Below are 22,455 nucleotides of genomic sequence, written 5' to 3'. Positions count from 1 at the left end.
CGTCGTGCCAGAATCCGGCGCGTCGACCAGCCCCCGCTGGCCTCCCTTCGATTCCCAGGATCCCGATGAAGCGCCTTCCCCTCACCCTGCTCGGCGTCGCCCTCAGCCTGTCCGCCTGCGCCCAGAGCGCGGCACCGGCCACCGCGGCCAAGCCCGGCGCGCAATCCAAGCCTGCGCCGGTCACCGAACCTGCCTACGCCGCCGGCACGCCCGAAGCCCGCGCGCGCGCCGCCATCCGCAAGATCAACCCCAGCGTGTCGGTCGACCGCGTGGGCCCGGCGCCGATCCCCGGCTTCCGCCAGGCCGTGGTCGCCGGCGAAGTCTTCTACATCAGCGACGACGGCAAGTACCTGATGCAGGGCAAGCTGTTCGACATCGCCACGCGCAAGGACCTCGGCGAACCGGTGATGGAAGGCGTGCGCCGCGACCTGCTGAAGACCATCCCGATCCGCGACCGCATCGTCTTCTCGCCGCCCAACCCGAAGTACACGGTCACCGTCTTCACCGACGTGGAATGCGGCTATTGCCGCAAGTTCCACAGCCAGATCGCCGAATACAACAAGCAGGGCATCGCCGTGCAGTACGTGGCGTTCCCGCGCATGGGCCTGGGCAGCCCGGACTTCAACAAGATGGTCTCGGTGTGGTGCTCGACCGATCCGCGCCGCGCGCTCACCGACGCGAAGAACGACCGTCCGATCCCGGCGAAGACCTGCACCAACCCGGTCACGATGGAATACGACGTCGGCCGCCGCGTGGGCCTGGAAGGGACCCCGCTGGTGCTCACCCAGGACGGCGCGGAGCTGGGTGGCTACCTCCCGCCGGACCGCCTGCGCGCGGCGCTCGATGCACACGCCGCCGGCAAGCAGGCCGTGAAGCAGGGCCAGGTGGAACCGGTGGCGGCGGGCGCGGCGGGTTCGCGCTGATCGGCACGCGTTGAAGGTCGGGGCCTTGGGCCCCGCGCGGGTCCGGTAGAATGCCGGGCCCGTCCATCGGTTACCCCCAGCGATGATCGTGTTGGAGGGCCATCCGGCCCTGTCGCCGTTCCGCCGCGAACGGCTCGAAGCCCGCCTCCGCGCGATCTCGCCCGGGCTGCGCCTGCAGGGCGCGTGGTTCACCTACTGGGTCCAGCCGACGGCGGCGGACGCAGCCGGCCTCGACCGCGCCGCGCTCCACCGCATCCTCGAAGCCGGCGACGCACAGGCGCCGCGCGAATCCGGTGCCATCTCCCGCTACGTCCTCCCGCGCCTCGGCACGATCTCGCCGTGGGCGAGCAAGGCGACCGAACTGCTGCACGGCGCCGACCTGCCGGTGCAGCGCGTCGAACGCGGCCTGCGCCTGGACGTGGCCGGCTGGCCCGACGACGTCGCCACGCAATCCGCGCTCGCCCGCCTGCTGCACGATCCGATGACGCAATCGCTCGTCGCCGATCGCGACGCGGGCGCCGCGATGTTCGCCACGCCCGACAAGGCCGCGCTGGAACGCGTCCCGCTGATGCAGCTCGATGTTGCCAACGTGCGCCTCGGCCTCGCGCTGGCCGACGACGAGATCGATTACCTCCGCGACCGTTACGGCGAACTCGCGCGCGACCCGCACGACGTCGAACTGATGATGTTCGCGCAGGCCAACTCCGAGCATTGCCGCCACAAGATCTTCAACGCCGGCTGGACCATCGACGGCCGCGAACAGCACGCCAACGGCCAGGCCGTCTCGCTGTTCAAGATGATCAAGCACACGCACGCGAAGACGCCGCAGCACACGCTCTCCGCGTACAGCGACAACGCGGCGGTGGTCGAAGGCCCGGTCGCGCAGCGCTTCCGCCCGGATCCGCACACGCAGGAATACCGCGCCGAAGCGCCGCTGCCCGGCGCGTTCTGCATCAAGGTCGAAACGCACAACCATCCCACCGCGATCTCGCCGTTCCCCGGTGCATCGACGGGCGCGGGCGGCGAGATCCGCGACGAAGGCGCCACCGGTCGCGGCGGCCGCCCGAAGGCGGGCCTGTGCGGGTTCTCCGTGTCGCACCTGCGCATCCCCACGCTGCCGCAACCGTGGGAAGCGCATCGCGCGCTCAACCCGCGCATGGCGCCGGCGCTGGAGATCATGCTCGACGGCCCGCTGGGCGCGGCGGCGTTCAACAACGAATTCGGTCGCCCGAACCTCAACGGGTATTTCCGCAGCTTCGAACTCGCCGAAGGCGAAGGCCTGGCGCGCGCGTACGACAAGCCGATCATGCTGGCCGGCGGCATCGGCACGATGGATCGCGCGATGGTCGCCAAGCGTCCGCTCTCGCCGGGCGATGCGGTGATCGTGCTCGGGGGGCCGGCGATGCTGATCGGCCTGGGCGGTGGTGCGGCGAGTTCCGTGGCGTCCGGCGACAGCGCCGAAGACCTCGACTTCGCTTCCGTGCAGCGCGACAACCCGGAGATGGAACGCCGCGCGCAGGAAGTCATCGACCGCTGCGTTGCGCTCGGCGACGACAATCCGATCCTCTCGATCCACGACGTGGGCGCAGGCGGCCTGTCCAACGCGATCCCGGAATTGCTGCACGACTCCGGCGTGGGCGGCATCATCGACCTCGATCGCGTGCCGTCCGACGACCCGTCGTTGTCGCCGATGCAGTTGTGGTGCAACGAATCGCAGGAACGCTACGTGATGGGCCTGGCGCCCGAGCGCGTCGCCGAATTCGCCGCGCTGTGCCTGCGCGAGCGCTGCCCGTTCGCGGTGGTCGGCTACGCGACGGCGGAAGAACGCCTCATCGTCGCGAAGGGCGCCGCGCCCGATGCATTGCCCGATGACCGCGCGATCGATCTGCCGATGGACGTGCTGTTCGGCAAGGCGCCGAAGATGCATCGCGATACCTCGACGCCCTCGCCGCCGCGCTGGCCCGAACTCGCGCTGGGCGCACTCGACCTCAACGCCGCCGGCCTGCGCGTGCTCGCGCATCCCACCGTCGCTGCGAAAAACTTCCTGATCACCATTGGCGACCGCACCGTCGGCGGCCTCACCGCGCGCGACCAGCTGGTCGGCCCGTGGCAGATGCCCGTCGCCGATTGCGCGATCACGCTCGCCGATTACACGGGCTTCGCCGGCGAAGCGATGGCGGTGGGCGAACGCGCGCCGCTCGCGTTGCTCGACGCTGCCGCCGCCGCGCGCATGGCGGTGGGCGAAGCGATCACCAACCTGTGCGCCGCGCCCGTCGTCGCGCTCGACCAGGTCAAGCTGTCCGCCAACTGGATGGCCGCGGCCGGCCACCCGGGCGAAGACGCGAAACTGTTCGAGGCCGTGCGCGCCGTGGGCCTGGAACTGTGCCCCGCGCTCGACCTCAGTATCCCGGTCGGCAAGGACTCGCTGTCGATGCAGGCGCAGTGGCACAGCGATGGCGTGGCGCGGAAATCCGTGTCGCCGGTGTCGCTGATCGTCTCCGCCTTCGCGCCGGTCGACGACGTGCGCACGCAACTCACGCCGCTGCTGGCGCGCGACACCGAGACCGAGGTGTGGCTGATCGGCCTCGGCGGCGGCAAGCAGCGCCTCGGCGGTTCGATCCTGGCGCAGTGCCATCCCGAAGCGGGCGCGAGCAACGGCACGCTGCCGGCGTTCGCGGGCGCGGTGCCGGACCTCGACGATCCGCAGCGCCTGCGCGCGTTCTTCGAACTGATCCGCGATGCACGCGAAGCGGGCTTGCTGCTGGCGTACCACGATCGTTCCGACGGCGGCGCGTTCGCGGCGCTGTGCGAAATGGCGTTCACCTCGCACGTCGGCCTGGACATCTCGCTCGATGGCTGGGGCGAGGATCCGTTCCGCACGCTGTTCAACGAGGAGCTCGGCGCGCTGGTGCAGATCGCTTCGGAGGATCGCGCGGAATTCGCCGACCTCGTCGCGCGCCATGGCCTGATCGATTGCGCGCAGCGCATCGCGCGCCCCACCACCGGCCCCGTCGTGCGCGTGATGCGCGACAACACGCTGCTCACCGAATGGCGCTGGGATGCGTTGTTCGATGCGTGGTGGTCGGTGACGCACGCCATGCAGCGCCTGCGCGACAACCCGGAATGCGCCGACGAAGAACGCGTGTCCACGCGCCGCTTCGATGCGCCGGGCCTGCAGCCGAAGCTCACGTTCGATCCCGCCGAAGACATCGCGGCGCCGTACATCGGCACCGGCGCGCGTCCGCGCGTGGCGATCCTGCGCGAGCAGGGCGTCAACAGCCAGATCGAAACGGCGTTCGGCTTCGACCGCGCGGGCTTCGCCGCGGTCGACGTGCACATGAGCGACCTCATCGCCGGGCGCATGCGCCTGGACGATTTCACCGGCTTCGTCGCGTGCGGCGGGTTCAGCTACGGCGACGTGCTCGGCGCGGGCCGCGGCTGGGCCACGTCGATCCTGGAACGCGCGGAGATGCGCGAGGCGTTCGCGCGCTTCTTCGAACGCGGCGACACCTTCGCGCTCGGCGTGTGCAACGGTTGCCAGATGCTGGCGCAGCTCAAGCCGATCATCCCGGGCGCCGAACACTGGCCGCGCTTCCTGCGCAACCGCAGCGAACAGTACGAAGCGCGCCTGGCGATGCTGGAAGTGTTCGAGACGCCGTCGATCTTCCTGCGCGACATGGCGGGCTCGCGCATCCCGGTCGCGGTGGCGCACGGCGAAGGTCGCGCATCGTTCGACGATCCGATGGATGCGCAGGTCGCGCACATCGCGTTGCGTTACGTCGAAGGCGACGGGCGTGCGGCGGAGTTGTATCCCGCCAACCCCAACGGTTCGCCCGACGGCATCGCCGGCCTCACCACGCGCGACGGTCGCGTCACCATCCTGATGCCGCATCCGGAACGCACGTTGCGCAGCGCGAACTACAGCTGGGCGCCGCGCGAGTGGGGCCACGATTCGCCGTGGATGCGGATGTTCCGCAACGCGCGCGCCCGCGTCGGTTGAAAAAAGAAGGCCCGGTCTCGCGACCGGGCCTTCCGCCTTCCGCGCCGAATCAGGGGGTCAGCGCGTGAAGTTGAAGTTCGCCACCTTGGTGCTGCCGTCCGTGAACTTGACCTGCAACTGGCGGCACGTGCCCGCCCAGGTCTTGTCGGTCTTCCACACGTAGATGTACTGGCCGGCGCCCGCGTCGTAGCTGAGGCTGCTGCCGCCGGCGGTCACGGTTTCCTCCACCGCGTCCTGCACCGCGCCGTTGCACGTCATCACGATCGACTTCGGGAAGCCCGCGGCGAAGATCGCCAGGCCCTGGTTGCCGCCCAGCGCGAACTTCACCGGGATCGCCTGGCCCGCCTTGACCACGTTCACCACCGGCAGGTTGTCGATCGGCTTGAAGAAGCCGGTGAACGCGAAGTTGACGTTGACGTGGAAGCTGCTGGTCGACGCGTTGCCGTAGTCGTCGGTGGCCGTGCAGTTGATCGTGGTGCTGCCCGCGGCGAACGTGCTGCCCGAGGCCTGCACGCACACCACCGTGACGCTCGCATCGACGAGGTCCGTGGCGACCGGCAGCGTGTAGGTCACCACCGCGCTCGAGTTGGCCGGCGCGATCGCGTCGACGTCCGCGTGCGGTTGCAGCACCGGCGCGGTCGTGTCGCGCACCGTGACCTTGAAGCTGGTGCCCGTCGCGTGGTTGCCGTGTGCATCGGTCGCGTTGCAGGCGACGGTCGTGACGCCGAGCGGGAACGTCGTGCCCGCGGCCTGCAGGCAGGTCGCCACGCCGTTGCCGTCGACCGCGTCGCTCGTGGCGGGCGCGGTGTAGTTCACCGTCGCGCCCGCGGCGCTCGTCGCTTCGATCACCAGGTCGCTGTGCGCGGCGATCACCGGCGCGGTGGTATCGACGACGCTGGCGTTGAAGTGCGTGCCGGTCGCCGCGTTGCCCGCGTGGTCGGTCGCCGCGCAGTGCACCGTCGTGTCGCCGAGCGCGAAGGTCGCGCCGGACGCCGGCGTGCAGGTCGCCAGGCCATTGCCGTCGACGAGGTCGTGCGTCGCCGGATGCGTGTACGTCACGGTGGCGCCCGACGGGCCGGTGGCTTCGAACGGACCGATGTCGCCGTGGCCGTCGATGGTGGGCGGCGTGCTGTCGATGACCTGCACGTCGAAGTGCGTGGTCGTCGCGTGGTTGCCGTGCGCATCGATGGCGTTGCAATCCACCGCGTGCGTGCCGAGGGCGAAGGTGGCACCCGAGACAGGCGTGCAGGTCGCGGTGCCGTTGCCGTCGACCGCGTCGTGCGTGGCGGGCGCGCTATAGCTGACCGCGGCGCCGGACGGACCGGTGGCTTCGATGCCGAGGATGTCGGCGTGTCCATCGATCACCGGCGGCGTCGTGTCGACCACTTCGACATCGAAGTGCGTCTGCACCGCGTGGTTGCCGTGCGCGTCGGTGGCATCGCAATCCACGGTCGTGTGGCCGAGCGCGAACGTCGAACCGGACGCGGGCAGGCAGGTCGCGGCGCCGATGCCGTCGACGGCGTCGTGCGTCGCGGGCGCGGTGTAGCTCACCGTCGCACCGGCCGCGCTCGTGGCTTCGATCCCTGCCACTGCGTCGTGCGCGTCGATCACCGGCGGCGTCGTGTCGACCACTTCGACATCGAAGTGCGTCTGCACCGCGTGGTTGCCATGCGCGTCGGTGGCATCGCAATCCACGGTGGTGTGGCCGAGGGCGAACGTCTCGCCCGACGCCGGTGCGCAGGTCGCGGTGCCGGCGCCGTCCACCAGGTCGAGCGTGGCGGGCGCGGTGTAGTTCACTACTGCGCCGGCCGCACTGGTCGCTTCGATACCGGGAATGTCGTCGTGCGCGGCGATCGCCGGCGGCGTCGTGTCGACGACGTCCACCGTGAACGTCGTGGCGACCGCGTGATTGTGGTGCGCGTCGTCCGCGTTGCAGGTCACCAGCGTGGTGCCGAGCGCGAACGTCGCGCCGGAGACAGGCAGGCAGGTCGCGATGCCGGTGCCGTCGACCAGGTCGTGCGTGGCCGGCGCGGTGTAGGTCACGACGGCGCCCGACGGGCCCGTTGCCTCCACGTCGGCGATGTTGCCGTGCACTTCAATCGAGGGCGGCGTGGTGTCGACCACGCTGACGTCGAACGTGGTTTCGTCGGCGGCGTTGCCCGCGGCGTCGCTCTTGTTGCAGTGGACCGTCGAGGTGCCGAGCGCGAACGTCGCGCCGGAGGCGGGCAGGCAGAGCGCCAGGCCATCGCCATCGACGGCGTCGTGCGTGGCCGGCGCGGTGTAGGTCACCACGGCGCCGCTCGCGAACGACGCTTCGATCGGGCCCACGGGGTCGTGCGCATCGATGGTCGGCTTGGTCGTGTCGACCACGTGCACATCGAAGCTGGTCTGCACCGCGTGGTTGCCGTGCGCATCGGTGGCGTTGCAGTGCACGGACGAATGGCCGAGCGCGAACGTGGAACCGGACGGCGGCACGCAGCTCGCGGTGCCGGTGCCGTCGACGGCGTCATGCGACGCGGGACTGGCGTACGTCACTGCGGCGCCCGCACTGCTCGTTGCTTCGATCGGGCCGACGTCGCCGTGCGCGTCGATCGTCGGGGCCGTCGTGTCCATCACGCTGAGCACGAACGTCTGCGCCGACGCACTGTTGCCGCGCGCATCCGTCGCACCGCAGCTCACCGTGGTGTCGCCGAGCGCGAAGGTGCTGCCGCTGGACGGCGCGCACGAGGCCGTGCCCGCGCCGTCGACCGCGTCGAGCGTCGTCGCGGTGAAGTTCGCCGTCGCGCCGCTGGCGCTGGTGGCTTCCACGGCGAACGCGGCCGGCATCGTGATCACCGGCGCCGTCGTGTCGCGCACCGTGATGTTGAAGGTCTTGTGCGCTGCGTTGCCGGCGGCGTCGCTCGCATCGCACGCCACCGAGGTGATGAACGCATTGCCCGGCAAGGCGGCCAGCGCGAACGTGCTGCCCGACGGCGGCACGCAGGCGAGCGGCTCCGGGAATTCGTCTTCCACCGCGTCCTGCGACGTGGCGGTGTAGGTCACGGCGGCACCGGCGGAGGAGGTCGCTTCGGCGGTGATATCGGCGGGCACCGCGATGACGGGCGCGGTGACGTCCTTGATGAACAAGCCGCACGACGCGGACGTCGTTGCGTTCGCGGCGTCCTTCACCGTGAGCGTCAGCGTCATGCCGCCGAGCTGGTTGTAGCCCAGGTGCGGCACGCTGAAGGTGATCGAGGGCGTGGTGAGTCCGCCGATGTTGAGGTTCGGCAAGCCGGCGTTCTGGCCCCACGCGTAGGTGAGCGGGCCGCCTTCGGGATCGTTCGACGCGTTGCCGTTGAACGTGACGCCCGCGCCTTCGTTCGCGGTGATGACGCCACCGGGACACACGAGCGAGGCGATCGGCGGATCGTTCGTCCAGACCACGCTGACGGAGCGGTCGACGAAACTCGACAGGCTGCCGTCGCTCACGGTGAGCCGGAAGCCGAGCGTCGTGGTGACGGGCACGTTGGGCGCGACGAACGTGGCGGTGGCCGTGTTCGCGTTGGCCAGCGCGACCGTCGGCGAACCGGAGATCTGCGTCCACGCATAGGTGAGCGCCTGGCCATCCGGATCGGAGGAGGCGGTGCCGTTCAACGTGACGGTCTGGCCTTCGACGGGATTGAGCGGCGAGATGAAGGCGGACGCGACCGGCGGCGAGTTGGTGAACACGTCGGTGACGTTGATGACCGTGGTGATCGAACTGGTGTCGGTGCCGCATGTCACCGTGAGGCGGAACGTCAGCGCCGCACCGGCCGGGCCGACGGCGGGCGCGCTGAAGGTCGGCTTCTGCGCGGTGCTGTTGCTCAGCGTCGCCGGCAGGCCGGCGGGCGTGCTGCCGACGTACGTCCACTGGAACGCCAGGTCGTTGTTGCCGGGCGTGGACTTGCTGCCGTCCAGCGTGACCACGGTGGCGACGCCGCCGGTGCGCTCCGGCACCGTCTGGCTGGTCGGATCGATGCGGGCGTTCGGGTTGCCGTTGCAGGCGGCCCAGGCGGGCGCGGCGGCGGAGGCCAGCAAAACGGAAAGGGCAAGCGCCCATCCCCGGCGCGAGGCGAGGTGCGGATTCATTGTGGTGTCCCCCTGTAGGACTGGACGCCCGCACGCAAAATGCGAACTGGTTCACAGTTTGAGGGTGGGTGCGCCTGCAACAGAGCCGCTGTATCGGCCGGCCAGACGGCGTTCCGCCACCGCTGGTCGGCGATCCGGGCGCCACGGAGGCTCTGCTACAGTCGCGACCCGGGTCACGGAAGGACCCAAAACCGCGCATGCCAGAGGCCGAATGAACGCCATCGTCGACCCCATGCCGCCAGGCGACGGTATCGAGGCCGCGGCGGACGAACGCATCGTCGCCGCCCTCGTCGAACGCGGGCGCCTGAAGGACGCCGACCTCGCCCGTGCCCGCCGCCTGCAGGAAGAAACCGGCGGCAGCCTGCTGTCCCTGGTCGCCCGCCTGGGCCTGGTGTCCGAGCGCGACCACGCCGAAGCCGCATCTACCGTCCTCGGCCTCCCGCTGGTGAGCGCGAAGGACGCGCCCGAGCTGCCGCCGGACACCGTGGCGCTCTCGCCCAAGTTCATGAAGCAGTTCCACGTCGTGCCGCTGGCCGACCACGGCCAGGTGCTCGACGTGCTGGTCGCCGATCCGCAGGACCTGTACGCGCTCGACGCCGTGCGCCTGGCCACCGGCCGCGAGGTGCGCGCGAGCATCGCGTTGCGTTCGGAAATCGACGACCTGATCGAACGCTGGCACGGCCAGGGCCGCAGCGCGATGGGCGCGATCATCGAAACCGCCGAAGGCGAAACCGGCGACATGGACGACGTGGAGCACCTGCGCGACCTCGCGTCGGAAGCGCCCGTCATCCGCCTGGTGAACCTGGTCATCCAGCGCGCGGTGGAACTGCGCGCGTCGGACATCCACATCGAACCGTTCGAGAACCGCCTGAAGGTGCGTTACCGCGTCGACGGCGTGCTCGAGGAAGCCGAAAGCCCGCCGGCCAACCTGACGGCGGCGATCATCAGCCGCATCAAGATCATGGCGAAGCTCAACATCGCCGAGCGCCGCCTGCCGCAGGACGGCCGCATCATGTTGCGCGTGCAGGGCAAGGAACTCGACCTGCGCGTGAGCAGCGTGCCCACCGCGCACGGCGAAAGCGTCGTGATGCGCCTGCTCGACCGCGAGACGGTGGTGTTCGACTTCCACCGCCTCGGCTTCACCGACGAATTCCTGCCGCAGTTCCAGCACGTGCTCGAACAACCGCACGGCATCCTGCTGGTCACCGGCCCCACCGGTTCGGGCAAGACGACGACGCTCTACACCGCGCTGAGCAAGCTCAACACCAGCGACGTCAAGATCATCACGGTCGAGGATCCGGTCGAATACCAGATCGAAGGCATCAACCAGATCCAGGCGAAGCCGCAGATCGGCCTGGATTTCGCCAATGCCTTGCGTTCGATCGTGCGCCAGGACCCGGACATCATCATGATCGGCGAAATGCGCGACCTGGAAACCGCGCGCATCGCGATCCAGTCCGCGCTCACCGGTCACCTGGTGTTGTCGACGCTGCACACCAACAACGCCGCCGGCGGCATCACGCGCCTGCTCGACATGGGGGTGGAGGATTACCTGCTCACCTCCACCGTCAACGGCATCCTCGCGCAGCGCCTCGTGCGCCGGCTGCATCGCGAAACGGCGGAACGCTATCGCCCGTCGCCGGAAGAAATCGAAAAGTTCGGCCTGCGCCGCTGGCAGCCAGAAGGCGAGATCTACCTGTATCGCCCGCAACCGTCCGAGGTCTCGCCCACCGGATACCTCGGCCGCACGACGATCATGGAATTCCTGGTCATGGACGACGAACTGCGTCGCGCCGTGATGCGCCACGCCGGCATGGGCGAGATCGAACAGCTCGCGCGCAAGGCCGGCATGCGCACGATGTACGAAGACGGCATCACGAAGGCCCTGGCCGGCGTGACCACGATCGAAGAAGTCCTGCGCGTCACCGAGGACGCATGACCCCATGCCCCTGTATCGCTACAAGGCGCTGAATTCCCGCGGCGAGACGCTCGACGGCCAGATGGAGGCCGCGACGTCCGGCGAAGTGGTCGTGCGCCTGCAGGAGCAGGGGCACATCCCGGTCGAAGCGAAACTCGCATCCGAAGCGGGCGGCGATTCGGCGTGGCGTACGCTGTTCAAGTCCAAGCCGTTCGCGGGCGCGCGACTGGTGCAGTTCACGCAGCAGCTGGCGACGTTGCTCGCCGCGGGCCAGCCGCTCGATCGCGCGCTGACCATCCTGCTCGAACTCCCCGAAGACGAACGCGCGCGCCGCACCATCAGCGACATCCGCGATGCGGTGCGCGGCGGCAGTGCGCTGTCCACGGCGCTCGAACGCCAGCACGGCACCTTCGGCCGCCTGTACGTGAACATGGTGCGCGCCGGTGAAGCGGGCGGATCGCTGCACGAAACGCTGCAGCGCCTGGCCGAATACCTCGAACGCTCGCGCGCGATGCAGGGCCGCGTGATCAACGCGCTGATCTACCCGGCCATCCTGCTGGCGATGGTGGGCCTGAGCCTGCTGTTCCTGATGGGCTACGTCGTCCCGCAGTTCGCCACGATGTACGAAAGCCTGGACGCCGAATTGCCGTTCTTCTCGCGCATCGTCGTGGGCCTGGGCCTGTTCGTGCACGACTGGTGGTGGGTGCTGGTCGCCATTCCGGCGCTGCTGCTGTGGTGGTTCGACCGCAAGCGGCGCGACCCCGCCTTCCGCGCGCGCTTCGATGAATGGCTGTTGCGGCAGCGGTTCGCGGGCCCCCTGGTGGCGCGCATGGAAACGGCGCGCCTGGCGCGCACGCTCGGCACCCTGCTGCGAAACGGCGTCCCGCTGCTCACCGCGCTCGGCATCGGCCGCAACGTGATGGGGAACCAGACCCTCGCCGCGGATGTCGAAGCCGCCGCCGAGGAAGTGAAAGGCGGCGTCGGGCTGTCCGCCGCGCTCGGCCGCGGCAAGCGCTTCCCGCGCCTGGCGCTGCAGATGATCCAGGTGGGCGAAGAATCCGGCGCGCTGGATTCGATGCTGCTCAAGACCGCCGATACGTTCGAAACCGAAACCGGCGCCGCGATGGACCGCATGCTGGCCGCGCTGGTGCCGGTGGTGACGATGTTGCTGGCGGGCATCGTCGGCGTCGTCATCATCGCCGTGCTCTCTCCGATCTACGACCTCACCAACGCCATAGGCTGACCCATGACCCGAATGCATCGCCAACGCCGCCGCGCACCGCGCGCCGTGCAGGCCGGTTTCACCCTGATCGAGATCATTCTGGTCGTCGTGCTGATCGGTGCGATCGTGGCCTTCGCTGCCTCGCGCCTGCTCGGCGGCCGCGACAACGCCAACGTCAAGCTCACGCATTCGCAGGTCACCACGCTGGCCGACAAGATCTCGCGCTTCGAAATGGACACCGGCCAGTTGCCCGCCTCGCTGCAGGACCTGGTGCAGAGCGACGCGCAGGGCTGGCTCGGCCCGTACGCGAAGGAAGGCGAGCTCAAGGATGCCTGGGGCACGCCGTACGACTACAAGGTGCCCGGCGACAACCAGCCCTTCGACCTCATCAGCTACGGCGCCGACAAGAAGCCGGGCGGCAAGAGCGTCGACGCCGACATCAAGTTCGAATAACGCGTGCACGCGACCGGACGCCGCGGATCACATGGCCGGGCGTCCGCCCCGCCGGTGCGCGCGCGCGTGCAATCCGGTTTCACGTTGCTCGAAATGGTGGTCGTGCTGATGATCATGGCCGCGGTGAGCCTGCTCGCCGCCGCCGCGGTCACCCACGGCTTCGCCGGCACGCGCTTGCGCAGTGATGCGCAGGAGATCGCCGCGCAACTCCGCTACACGCGCGCACAGGCGATCTCCACCGGCCGCCCGCAACAGTTCTTCATCGACCCCGCCGCGCATACGTGGCGCGCGCCGAACACGCGCGACGGCAAGGTGTCCAAGCAGTTCGGCATCGTCTTCACCGGTGCACGCGAAGTGCAGCCCACGCAGGGCGTCGGCTCGATCATGTTCTTCCCCGACGGCGCGTCCACCGGCGGTCGCGTGCAACTCAACGCAAAGACCGCGGCGTGGAATGTCGACGTCGCGTGGCTGACCGGCGAAGTGAAGATCGCGCGCGGGCAGGTGGCGCAGTGAATCGCGCACGGCGCCAGCACGGATATACCTTGCTCGAAGTCGTCGTCGCCTTCGGCGTGCTCGCGGTCGCGTTGACGATCCTGCTCGGCATCCTGTCGGGCGCGACGCAGCAGGTGCGCTGGTCGGAAGACGCCGGGCGCGCTGCGTTGAACGCGGAATCCCTGCTCGACCAGGCCGGCGTCGGCACGCCGCTGGAAGCGGGCCACACCGAAGGCGTGTTCGAAGACGGCCGCTATCGCTGGACGCTCGACGTCACGCCGTGGAAGGACCCCACCGCACCGCCCGCGACCGAACAACCCGTGGATCCCGGCGCGCCGCAGATGTACGCGCTCGACCTGCAGGTGCAATGGGGCAAGGGCACGCCGCGCGAACGCCTGCAGCTGCAATCGCTGCGCCTGGCCACGCCGTCGCAGCTCGAACCGGTGGCGCCATGATGTCGACACGCATGCCATCGCCGCGCCGCGCCGCAGGCTTCACCTTGATCGAAGTGATCCTCGCCACCACGCTGCTCGCGGCGGGCCTGGCGCTCGCGTTCGCCACCTTGCGCGCGTCCACGGCGACCGCGCAACGCGGCGAACAGATCGCGCAACGCAACGAACACCTGCGCGCGGTGGAACTGTTCCTGCGTCGCCGCGTCGGCGGCGCGCGCGCGGTGATGTTCGGCATGAACAACGACACCGCGCTGCCGCGGCGCTTCGAAGGCGATCGCACCAGCATGCGCTTCGTCGCCGACCTGCCGGATTACCTCGGCCGCGGCGGCCCGTACATGCACGAGCTCACGCTGGTCGATGCGCCCGACGGCGAACGCCTCGAAGCCACGTTCACCCTGGTGCTCGCGGGCGAGACGATCCCCGAACCGCAACCGCGCCCGCCCGAAGTGCTCGCCTCGAAACTGCAATCGGCGCGCTTCCGCTACCGCGGCCTGGATGCGGAAGGAAAACTCGGCGACTGGCAGGACGAATGGACCACCGGCGACCGCTTGCCGCTGCAGGTGGAGATCGCATTGCAGGATGCCGACGGCCGCGCCTGGCCGCCGATGATCATCGCCTTGCCGCTCGCCGGCGGGTACGCGGGAGGCTCGCTGTGATCGTGCGCGCGCCCGCCCGCCAGCGCGGCGTCGCGCTGTTGCTGGTGATGTGGCTGGTGGTGCTGCTCACCGCGTTGATCGGCGCGTTCGCGCTCACCGCGAAGATCGAAGGCCTGCAAGGGCGCGTGCTGCACCGCGGCGTGATCGCCGACCAGGCCGCGCGCGCGGGCCTGGAATACGCGCTGGTGCGCGTGGCCGATCCGGATCCCAAGCGCCAGTGGCGCCCGGATGGCCAGCCGTACCAATGGGCATTCGACGGTGCGCAGGTCCAGGTCACGCTGACGGACGAGAACGGCAAGATCGACCTCAACCAGGCCGATGCCACGCTGCTGTCGAACCTGTTCATGCAGGTCGGCGGACTCGAACAACCGCAGGCCGCACTGCTTGCGTCGGCGGTGCTGGACTGGCGCGATCCCGATGGCCTGACGCAGCCCGCGGGCGGCGCGGAAGATCCCGATTACGCCGCGGCCGAACGCCATTACGGCGCGAAGGACGCCCCGTTCGAAAGCGTCGCCGAACTCGAACAGGTCCTCGGCATGACCCCCGCGCTGTACGCGAAGCTCGAACCGGAGCTCACCGTCTACAGCGGCCGCACGCGCCCCGATCCCGCGTTCGCATCGAGTGGGGTGTTGCAGGCGATGGGGGTCGATCCGGAGAGCGTGATCGGTCGGCGCCGCGCCTGGGATCCATCGTCAGGCGCGCCCGCGCCCATGCTGGAGGGCGGGGAACCGCTCGTGAGTGGTGGCAGCGGTACGTATAGTATCGACAGCCGTGCACGCCTTCGCGATGGACGCGAGGCGATGCTTCGGGTCGTGGTGCGCGCAGGCGGGAACGGCTTGCCGGGTTCCGCTTACACGCCACTGCGCTGGGAGGAGGGAGCATCGCTGCGATGAACGCACTGCGCGACCGGATCGGCCGCATCAACGCCCGTGTGCGTCCGGGCGCCGGTGGCTTTTTCGCATGGTGGTCGCGCGCACTCGCCGCGTGGCTGCCGGTGCGCTGGCGTGCTGCGCTCGGCCTGGGTCGCGATCGCCTGCTCCTGTCGCAGGAACCCGATGCGCTCACCTTGCGCCTGCAGACCGTCGACGGCATGCAGGGTCCGGTGCTGCGCGATGTCGGTCGCCTGCCCGCGGGCGAAGACCTCGGCATCGATGCCGATCCGCTCGCCGTCGTCCTGGCACCGGCCATCGTCGACCTGCCGCGCTGGCTGGTGATGCCCGCCGCCGCCGGCCTGCGTCGTCGCATGACCTTGCCCGCCGCCGCGGCCGAACGCCTGCGCGACGTGGTCTCGTTCGAGATCGACCGGCAGACCCCGTTCACCGCGCAGACCGCCGCGTTCGATGCGCGCATCCTCGATCGCCGCGCCGCCGACGGCCAGCTGGAAGTCGAACTGGTCGTCGTCCCGCTCACCTCGATCCAGCCGCGTCTCGACGCACTCGGCGGCATCGCCTCCACGCTCGCCGGCGTCGACCTGTCCGATGGCAGCGGCGCGCCGATCGGCGTCAACCTGCTTCCGCCCGCGCAGCGCCGGCATCGCGCCGATCCGTTCGCGACGTGGCATTGGGTGTTCGGTGCGGTCGCGTTGATCGCGCTCGGCGCCGGCCTGTGGCAGGTGCTCGACAACCGCCGCGCCGCGGCCGACGCATTCGAAACCGACGTCAACGCGCGCAGCGCGCAGGCGCGCACCGCGGCGATGCGTCGCCAGCGGCTCGTCGATGCGGTGGATGGCCAGACGTTCCTCGATCAATCGCGCAACGGCCGCCCGAGCGCGATCGAAGTGCTCGACGAACTCACGCGTCGCCTGCCCGACACCACGTACCTGGAAAAGGTCGCGATCGAAAACGACCGCCTCACGCTGATCGGCCTGAGCAGCGAAGCGTCCTCGCTGGTCGGTCGCCTCGAAGGCTCGCGCTTGTGGCGCGCGCCCGCGCTCACCGGCGCACTGCAGCCGGATCCGCGTTCGGGCCGCGATCGTTTCACGCTGACCGCCGAACTCGCTGTCAACGCCCCGCAAGTCCAGAACCGACAGGAGCCCGCGCGTGCCGCCGCTGCCGAATGACCGCGACCGCTGGCTCGCGCTCGGCCTGTTGCTGGCCGCGCTCGCGCTCGCCTATTTCGTGCTGCTCCACCCGTGGTGGACCGCGCCGATGCTGGAAGAAAACACGCGCATCGAGGGACTGCAGGAACGCGACCTGCGCGTGCGCACCGAGCTTGCGCAGGCGCCGGAAGTCGAGAAGCGCCTGGTGCAGGTGGAAGCCGACCAGCGCACGCGCCCCGGGTTCCTGCCCGAAGCCACGCCCGAACTCGCCACCGCCGGCCTCGTGCAACGCCTGGAAGCCGTCGTCGCGCAGGCCAGTCCCGGCAACAAGAGCTGCGCGATCACCAATCGTTCGCCGATGTCCGACGTGCGCCCCGAACGCTTCCCGCGCGTGACCGTGCAGGTGCGCCTGCGCTGCGGCGCGCCGGAACTGGCGGCGGTGATGCATTCGCTCGAAGGCGGCAGCCCGCGCGTGTTCGTCGACAACCTCAACATCCTCGCGCAGCGCTACTTCTTCATGCCCGGGCAGAATCGTTCCGGCAGCGGCGGGCTCGACGTGAGCTTCGACATGTTCGGCTACATCCGTCCGCGCCCGCCCGCGCCCACCAACCGTCGTCCGGGAGCGCCGAATGCGGTTCGCTGACGCCGGTCCGCGCACCTGGTTGCTGGCGACGGTCGCCGGCTGGGGCCTGCTCGTGTGGGTGCTCTCGCTTGCCGGCATGGGCGCGCACATCGCACGCCTGCCGGAAGATCCCTCGCTCGTGCGCAAGCTGCCCGTCGCGCCGAAGACGCAGCCCGAACGCATCGGCCCGCTGTCGCAGTACGCCGAAGTTGGCACGCGTCCGCTGTTCTCCGAGGATCGCCGCCCGCAGCCGTTCTCGCTGCAGCCCGCGGGCGAAGGCGAACCGGCGCAGGCGTTCGACTTCGTGCTCACCAGCGTGCTGCTCACGCCCGATTTCCACATGGCGATCGTGCAGCCCGCCGCGGGCGGCGAATCGATCCGCATGAAGCAGGACGAATCGCCGGCCGAAGCGCAGGGCTGGCGCCTGGTGTCGCTGGAACCGCGCGCGGCGACGTTCGAAGGCCCGCAAGGCCAGAAGCGCCTCGAACTGCGCACGTACGATGGCACCACCGGTGCACCGCCGACCGCGTCGCGCACCACGCCGACGGCTGCGGTGAATCCGGTGCAGCCCGCGCCCGACGTCGAAACCCCCGAAGTGGCGCCGCCACCGCCGACACCCGATGCCAGCGGCAAGCCGCCGACCACCGGTTCAACGCTTCCCGATGCACCCATGACACCCGAAGCGCAGATGGATGCGATCCGCAAGCGGATCGAAGCGCGCAGGGCCCAGCTGCGGCAGGAATCGCAGCAACAACAACAGCAACAGCCCCCGGCCCGGAAATGACCAGAGAGCGTGCCATGACCCTTCGAACCCAATTCGCGACGCTCGTGTTCGCCGCGACCGTGGTCGTGCTGGCCGGCTGCTCCACGACGCCGGTCGCCACGGTCTCGCGCGACGGCCGCGCCGAAGCCGCCCGCGCGAACGCGAACGCAGCCGCCGAAACGACCACCGGCAGCACCGTCCTCGATCCGCGCACCGGCACCGTCATCGCCAATGCGCCGGAGCAGCAGGCGCCCGCGTCCACCGCGGACGGCACGCCGCATGCGCAGATCCGCCGCGGCAGCGGCACGGTGATCAACCGCAGCGCGGCCAGCGCGCCACCGCCGAACCTCGGCGGGACGAGCGGCGCGGCCACGTTCAACTTCGAAGGCGAATCGCTGCAGGCCGTGGTCAAGGCGATCCTCGGCGACATGCTGGGGCAGAACTACGTGATCGCGCCGGGCGTGCAGGGCACGGTGACGCTGTCCACGCCGCGCCCGGTGAGCCCGGCGCAGGCGATGTCGCTGCTGGAACAGGTGCTGGGCTGGAACAACGCGCGCATGGTGTACGCCGACGGGCGCTACAACATCGTCGCCGCCGACAGCGCGCTGTCGGGCACCGTCGCGCCGCGCACCGGATCGCCCGCGCTCGCGCGCGGCTACGAGGCGCGCGTGGTGCCGCTGAAATACATCTCCGCCGAGGAGATGAAGAAGGTGCTTCAGCCGTACGCGCGCCCCAACGCGATCATCACCACCGACAACGCACGCAACGTCATCACCATCGGCGGCACGCGTTCGGAACTCGAAAACTACATGCGGACGATCGAGATCTTCGACGTCGACTGGTTGCAGGGCATGTCGGTGGGCGTGTTCCCGCTGAAGTCGGGCAAGGCGAGCAAGGTGGTCGCGGACCTGGAGAAGGTGTTCGGCGAAACCAGCAAGTCCCCGGTGGCGGGCATGTTCCGCTTCCTGCCGCTGGACGGCGCCAACGCCGTACTGGTGATCACCTCGCAGCCCAAGTACCTCGACGACATCCAGGCCTGGCTCGACCGCATCGAAGGCGCGGGCGGCGAAGTGCAGCTGTTCTCCTACGAGCTCAAGTACGTCAAGGCGAAGGAACTCGCCGATCGCCTGTCCGAAGTGTTCGGCGGCGGCCGCAACAACCAGAACGCCAACACCGGCGCGCCGTCGCTGATGCCGGGCCTGGAATCGACCGAGATCAAGGACAGCGGCGTCGACGACACCGGCAACAGCAGCGCCTCCCTCGGCAACGAAAGCCAGGGCAGCGGCGGCGGCCTGGGCGGCGGCTCGCTCGCGCTCGAACCGCGCACCGGCAACAACAACGGCAGCGTGACGCTGCAGGTCAACGGCGATTCGGTCGGCGTGTCCGCGGTGGACGAAACCAACACGCTGCTCGTGCGCGCCAACCCGGGCGCATGGCAGTCGATCCGCGAAGTGATCGAACGCCTCGACGTCATGCCGCTGCAGGTGCACATCGAAGCGCAGGTCGCCGAAGTGAAGCTGAGCGGCCTGCTGCGCTACGGCGTGAACTGGTTCTTCGAGAACGCGATCCCGGATCCCACGCTGCGCGCGCTGGCGCAGAACCGCACGATCGTGGGCGACACCGCCGGCAGCATCGGCGGCATCAGCCTCGACGGCGCGGGCAACTCCAGCGGCGGCCTGAGCTGGACGTTCCTCGGCCGCAACGCGCTCGCCGTGATCAGCGCGCTCGACACGGTGTCGGACGTCAACCTGCTGCAGACGCCCTCGGTGGTGGTGCGCAACAACGCCGAAGCGACGTTCAACGTCGGCAGCCGCATCCCGATCTCGTCGGTCAGCTTCAACCCCGATACCAACACCTCCGGCACGATCAGCCAGGTGCAGTACCTCGACACAGGCACGATCCTCAAGGTGCGCCCGCGCGTGACGAAGGACGGCGTGGTGTTCCTCGACCTCGTGCAGGAAGTCAGCTCGCCCGGCAGCGAGGCCGACCAGAACGGCAACGTGCGCATCGATACGCGTCGCCTGAAGACGGAAGCCGCGATCCAGAGCGGCGACACGATCATGCTCGCGGGTTTGATCAGCGACGGCGTGACGCGCGGTTCGTCCGGCGTGCCGGGCCTGAGCCGCATCCCGTGGATCGGCGGCCTGTTCGGCACGCAGACCACGCGCACCGACCGCACCGAAGTCATCGTGCTGCTGACGGCCACCGTCATCCGCAGCCCGCAGGAAGCCGCGGACCTGACGGACGAATACGGCCGTCGTTTCCGTGCGCTGGAGCCGTTGTACAAGAAGTGAGCACGCCGGCCGCGTTGCCCGTCGTGTTGCTGCCGGTAGGCGTCGACGACGACGCCCTCGATGCGTGCCTCGGCGCGCTCGAGGCCGGCTCGCCGCCGGGCACGCGCGTGTGGCTGGCCGACGATGCGCGCGCCGGCCCGCGCGCCCACGCGATCATCGAAGCCTGGCTCGCACGCACCGCGATGCAGGCGCATTACACGCGGCGGCAACGCATGGTCGGTGACGTCGCGCACCTCGACGAAGCGCTGGCCGCGTGCGGCGATGCGGACGTCGTCGTGCTCGCGCCCGATGCGCAACCCACGCCCGGCTGGCTGACGCAACTCGCCGCGTGCTTCGCGCGCGATGCGGCGATCGGTACCGCCACGCCCTGGTGCAACGCGGGCGAAACCTCCGCATGGCCCCGCATCGGGGAAATCGCACCGGTGCCCGCGGACCTCGAACGCATCGCGCGCGCGTGCGCCGCGATGCCGCCGCTGCATCCCGAACTGCCCGCCGCCGTCGGCCACGCGGTCGCCTTGCGCGGCACGGCGCGCAAGCGCGCGGGCGGACTCGATGCCGCGAGTTACGGTTCGTGGCACGCCGCGCTCGTCGACTTGTCGTTGCGCCTGTCGGGCCTGGGCTGGCGCAACGCCTTGTGCGAAACCGCGTACGTCGCGCGCGGCGGCGAAGGCCTGCCGTTCGACGGCGACATGGACGCACTCGCTGCGCGCTGGCCTGCGTGGCACGCGCGCCTGGCGAATTTCCTGATGGGCGATCCGATGCGTGCGTTGCGCGAAGACCTGCAGGCGACGCTGGCGACCATCGGCCCGCCCGCCCCGCAACGGGAACTGTTCCAGTGAGCGCGCCCTTGTCGGGCGACATCGCTGCCGTGGTCGTCGCGCACGAGAGCGGGTCGACGCTCGACGATTGCCTGCAACGCCTGCGCGATGCCGAGGATGTCGGCCAGATCCGCATCGTCGACAACGGCTCGCGCGACGACACGCTGTCGATCATGCAGCGCCACGCCGCCGCGGATCCGCGCGTGCGCTTCGTCGCCAATCCCGACAACCCGGGCTTCGGGGTCGCGTGCAACCAGGGCGCCGCCGAATGCGACCGCGCGTGGGTCGCATTCGTCAACCCGGATTGCCTCGTCGCCCCCGACACCCTGCGCCGCATGCGCGAAGCCGCCGAAGACCTCGGCGGTGCGGCGCTCGTCGGCGCGGACCAGGTGGACGAACTCGGGACGCGCGACGCCGCCGCGCGGCGCGCCGATCCCGATTTCGCGGCGATGCTGCGCGATCCGCAGCGCGCGAAGCTTGGCGTGGCGATGGATCCGGACGAACCCCTGCAACGCGTCGATGCGATTTCCGGCGCGTTGATGTTGCTCCCGCGCGCGTTGTTCGAACGGCTGGACGGCTTCGATCCCGCGTACCGCCTGCATGCCGAAGACCTCGACCTGTGCCGGCGCGCGCGGCAACTCGGTGCGACCGTCGCGGTGGCGAACGACGTGCAGGTCGTGCACTTGCGTGGCGTGTCCTCGCGCGCGCGGCCGATGTTCGTCGAATGGCACAAGCATCGCGGGCTGTGGCGGTACTTCCGCAAGTTCGAAGCGCCGCAACGCACGCTGGCGCAGCGCGCGGCGGTGTTCGCGATGATCTGGGGCCGCTTTCCGTTCGCGCTGGTGCGCGCGGTGGCGCGGGTGCGCCTGGGCGGTTAGCCGCGGGCGCGCGCGATGGTGTCGCGCAGATCCTTCGCCGCCTTCGCTGCGGCTTGCGCGTAATCCGCGCCGCTGGAGGCGTAGAGGATGGCGCGCGAGGAACTCACCAGCAGGCCCGTGCCGTCGGCCGTCGCCGCGTTGCGCACGACGGCTTCCGCATCGCCGCCCTGCGCGCCGACGCCCGGCACGAGGATCGGCATGTCGCCGATGATCGCGCGCACGTCGCGCAGTTGTTCCGGCCACGTCGCGCCGACGACCAGCGCGCAGTTGCCGTTGCCGTTCCATTCGCGCGCCACTTTCTCGGCGACGTGCCGGTACAGCGGACGGCCGTCGACGATGAGGTCCTGCAGATCGCCGGCGCCGGGATTCGACGTGCGGCACAGGATCACGACGCCGCGATCGGCGTGGTCGAGGAAGGGTTGCACCGAATCGCGACCGAGGTAGGGGTTGGCCGTCACCGCGTCGGCGGCGTAACGCTCGAAGGCTTCGCGCGCGTACTGCTGCGCCGTGCTGCCGATGTCGCCGCGCTTGGCGTCCAGGATCACCGGGATGCCCGGATGCTTGCTGTGCAAATGTGCGATGAGGCGTTCGAGCGCGCCTTCGGCACGCAGCGCCGCGAAGTGCGCGATCTGCGGCTTGAACGCGCACGCGTACTCGGCGGTGGCGTCGGCGATGGCCGCGCAGAAGTTGTAGACCGCCTCGGGGTCGCCGGCGAAGTCCTTCGGGAACTTCGCCGGCTCCGGATCGAGCCCCACGCAGACGAGGGAACCGCTGTCGGCCCATCGTGCCTTCAACGCCTGCATGAAGCCCATCGGGTGT

At 69.9% G+C, this 22,455-nt stretch carries 17 protein-coding genes; 15 read left to right on the top strand and 2 right to left on the bottom strand.

The annotated features are described in order from the left end of the window. Positions 1-65: 65 nt before the first annotated feature. Positions 66-923 carry a disulfide isomerase DsbC N-terminal domain-containing protein gene (locus LYSCAS_RS04290; RefSeq protein ID WP_213436001.1) on the top strand — a complete coding sequence of 286 codons (858 nt, stop codon included), beginning with the start codon at positions 66-68 and terminating at the stop codon, positions 921-923. 82 nt (positions 924-1,005) lie between these two features. Next, complete coding sequence (gene purL / locus LYSCAS_RS04285; protein ID WP_213435999.1) at positions 1,006-4,923, top strand: phosphoribosylformylglycinamidine synthase; 3,918 nt, start codon at positions 1,006-1,008, stop codon at positions 4,921-4,923. A gap of 57 nt (positions 4,924-4,980) precedes the next feature. Here the strand turns inward: purL and LYSCAS_RS04280 are convergent, their stop codons facing one another. Next, on the bottom strand, positions 4,981-9,030 hold the full coding sequence (locus LYSCAS_RS04280; RefSeq protein WP_213435997.1) for an HYR domain-containing protein: 4,050 nt from the start codon (positions 9,028-9,030) through the stop codon (positions 4,981-4,983). A 211-nt stretch (positions 9,031-9,241) separates the two neighbouring features. On the opposite strand from LYSCAS_RS04280, the gene gspE reads away from it, so the two are divergent. The 13 genes from gspE (at position 9,242) to LYSCAS_RS04215 (ending at position 21,636) form a co-directional block, all read left to right on the top strand. Next, the gene (gene gspE, locus LYSCAS_RS04275) at positions 9,242-10,969 is read left to right on the top strand and encodes a type II secretion system ATPase GspE (RefSeq protein WP_213435995.1); all 1,728 of its coding nucleotides are present in this window, start codon (positions 9,242-9,244) and stop codon (positions 10,967-10,969) included. A gap of 4 nt (positions 10,970-10,973) precedes the next feature. Beyond that, complete coding sequence (gene xpsF, locus LYSCAS_RS04270) at positions 10,974-12,191, top strand: type II secretion system protein XpsF (RefSeq protein ID WP_213435993.1); 1,218 nt, start codon at positions 10,974-10,976, stop codon at positions 12,189-12,191. 3 nt (positions 12,192-12,194) lie between these two features. Next, a complete protein-coding gene (gspG, locus tag LYSCAS_RS04265) occupies positions 12,195-12,623 on the top strand; it encodes a type II secretion system major pseudopilin GspG (protein WP_407075160.1) in 429 nt (142 codons plus the stop codon). 93 nt (positions 12,624-12,716) lie between these two features. After that, the gene (gene xpsH, locus LYSCAS_RS04260; protein WP_213437575.1) at positions 12,717-13,136 is read left to right on the top strand and encodes a type II secretion system protein XpsH; all 420 of its coding nucleotides are present in this window, start codon (positions 12,717-12,719) and stop codon (positions 13,134-13,136) included. Beyond that, on the top strand, positions 13,133-13,570 hold the full coding sequence (gene xpsI / locus LYSCAS_RS04255; RefSeq protein ID WP_213435991.1) for a type II secretion system protein XpsI: 438 nt from the start codon (positions 13,133-13,135) through the stop codon (positions 13,568-13,570). The genes xpsH and xpsI overlap by 4 nt, the downstream gene beginning before the upstream one ends. A gap of 11 nt (positions 13,571-13,581) precedes the next feature. Next, entirely contained in the window at positions 13,582-14,223 is a 642-nt protein-coding gene (locus LYSCAS_RS04250) for a prepilin-type N-terminal cleavage/methylation domain-containing protein (protein WP_213435989.1), read from the top strand. A 47-nt stretch (positions 14,224-14,270) separates the two neighbouring features. Beyond that, a complete protein-coding gene (locus LYSCAS_RS04245) occupies positions 14,271-15,116 on the top strand; it encodes a type II secretion system minor pseudopilin (protein WP_213437573.1) in 846 nt (281 codons plus the stop codon). After that, positions 15,113-16,282: a PilN domain-containing protein gene (locus tag LYSCAS_RS04240; RefSeq protein WP_213435987.1), complete on the top strand. Its 1,170-nt coding sequence runs from the start codon at positions 15,113-15,115 to the stop codon at positions 16,280-16,282. The genes LYSCAS_RS04245 and LYSCAS_RS04240 overlap by 4 nt, the downstream gene beginning before the upstream one ends. Next, positions 16,263-16,904 carry a type II secretion system protein GspM gene (gene gspM / locus LYSCAS_RS04235; protein WP_407075159.1) on the top strand — a complete coding sequence of 214 codons (642 nt, stop codon included), beginning with the start codon at positions 16,263-16,265 and terminating at the stop codon, positions 16,902-16,904. The genes LYSCAS_RS04240 and gspM overlap by 20 nt, the downstream gene beginning before the upstream one ends. Next, positions 16,891-17,667 (top strand): general secretion pathway protein GspN, encoded by a 777-nt coding sequence (locus tag LYSCAS_RS04230; protein WP_213435985.1) that lies wholly within the window; start codon positions 16,891-16,893, stop codon positions 17,665-17,667. The genes gspM and LYSCAS_RS04230 overlap by 14 nt, the downstream gene beginning before the upstream one ends. A 14-nt stretch (positions 17,668-17,681) precedes the next feature. Beyond that, the gene (gene gspD / locus LYSCAS_RS04225) at positions 17,682-19,940 is read left to right on the top strand and encodes a type II secretion system secretin GspD (RefSeq protein WP_213435982.1); all 2,259 of its coding nucleotides are present in this window, start codon (positions 17,682-17,684) and stop codon (positions 19,938-19,940) included. Continuing rightward, positions 19,937-20,779, top strand: coding sequence for a glycosyltransferase family 2 protein (locus LYSCAS_RS04220; RefSeq protein ID WP_244858661.1), 843 nt, complete (start codon positions 19,937-19,939; stop codon positions 20,777-20,779). Before gspD ends, LYSCAS_RS04220 begins: the two co-directional genes overlap by 4 nt. Then, on the top strand, positions 20,776-21,636 hold the full coding sequence (locus tag LYSCAS_RS04215) for a glycosyltransferase family 2 protein (protein WP_407075158.1): 861 nt from the start codon (positions 20,776-20,778) through the stop codon (positions 21,634-21,636). Before LYSCAS_RS04220 ends, LYSCAS_RS04215 begins: the two co-directional genes overlap by 4 nt. Here the strand turns inward: LYSCAS_RS04215 and pyrF are convergent. Beyond that, the gene (gene pyrF / locus LYSCAS_RS04210; RefSeq protein WP_213435980.1) at positions 21,633-22,448 is read right to left on the bottom strand and encodes an orotidine-5'-phosphate decarboxylase; all 816 of its coding nucleotides are present in this window, start codon (positions 22,446-22,448) and stop codon (positions 21,633-21,635) included. The two genes, LYSCAS_RS04215 and pyrF, sit on opposite strands and share 4 nt — an antisense overlap. Positions 22,449-22,455 lie beyond the last annotated feature (7 nt).

It is taken from the genome of Noviluteimonas caseinilytica, assembly GCF_018406605.1.
GTDB lineage: Bacteria > Pseudomonadota > Gammaproteobacteria > Xanthomonadales > Xanthomonadaceae > Noviluteimonas > Noviluteimonas caseinilytica.
This window is presented reverse-complemented; position numbering and strand designations above follow the sequence as displayed.

Excerpts from the sequence above, each read along its gene's own strand:
- LYSCAS_RS04290 (WP_213436001.1), top strand. The coding sequence starts at position 66 with ATGAAGCGCCTTCCCCTCACCCTGCTCGGCGTCGCCCTCAGCCTGTCC.
- purL (WP_213435999.1), top strand. The coding sequence starts at position 1,006 with ATGATCGTGTTGGAGGGCCATCCGGCCCTGTCGCCGTTCCGCCGCGAA.
- LYSCAS_RS04280 (WP_213435997.1), bottom strand. The coding sequence starts at position 9,030 with ATGAATCCGCACCTCGCCTCGCGCCGGGGATGGGCGCTTGCCCTTTCC.
- gspE (WP_213435995.1), top strand. The coding sequence starts at position 9,242 with ATGAACGCCATCGTCGACCCCATGCCGCCAGGCGACGGTATCGAGGCC.
- xpsF (WP_213435993.1), top strand. The coding sequence starts at position 10,974 with ATGCCCCTGTATCGCTACAAGGCGCTGAATTCCCGCGGCGAGACGCTC.
- gspG (WP_407075160.1), top strand. The coding sequence starts at position 12,195 with ATGACCCGAATGCATCGCCAACGCCGCCGCGCACCGCGCGCCGTGCAG.
- xpsH (WP_213437575.1), top strand. The coding sequence starts at position 12,717 with ATGGTGGTCGTGCTGATGATCATGGCCGCGGTGAGCCTGCTCGCCGCC.
- LYSCAS_RS04250 (WP_213435989.1), top strand. The coding sequence starts at position 13,582 with ATGCCATCGCCGCGCCGCGCCGCAGGCTTCACCTTGATCGAAGTGATC.
- LYSCAS_RS04245 (WP_213437573.1), top strand. The coding sequence starts at position 14,271 with ATGTGGCTGGTGGTGCTGCTCACCGCGTTGATCGGCGCGTTCGCGCTC.
- LYSCAS_RS04240 (WP_213435987.1), top strand. The coding sequence starts at position 15,113 with ATGAACGCACTGCGCGACCGGATCGGCCGCATCAACGCCCGTGTGCGT.
- LYSCAS_RS04230 (WP_213435985.1), top strand. The coding sequence starts at position 16,891 with ATGCGGTTCGCTGACGCCGGTCCGCGCACCTGGTTGCTGGCGACGGTC.
- gspD (WP_213435982.1), top strand. The coding sequence starts at position 17,682 with ATGACCCTTCGAACCCAATTCGCGACGCTCGTGTTCGCCGCGACCGTG.
- pyrF (WP_213435980.1), bottom strand. The coding sequence starts at position 22,448 with ATGGGCTTCATGCAGGCGTTGAAGGCACGATGGGCCGACAGCGGTTCC.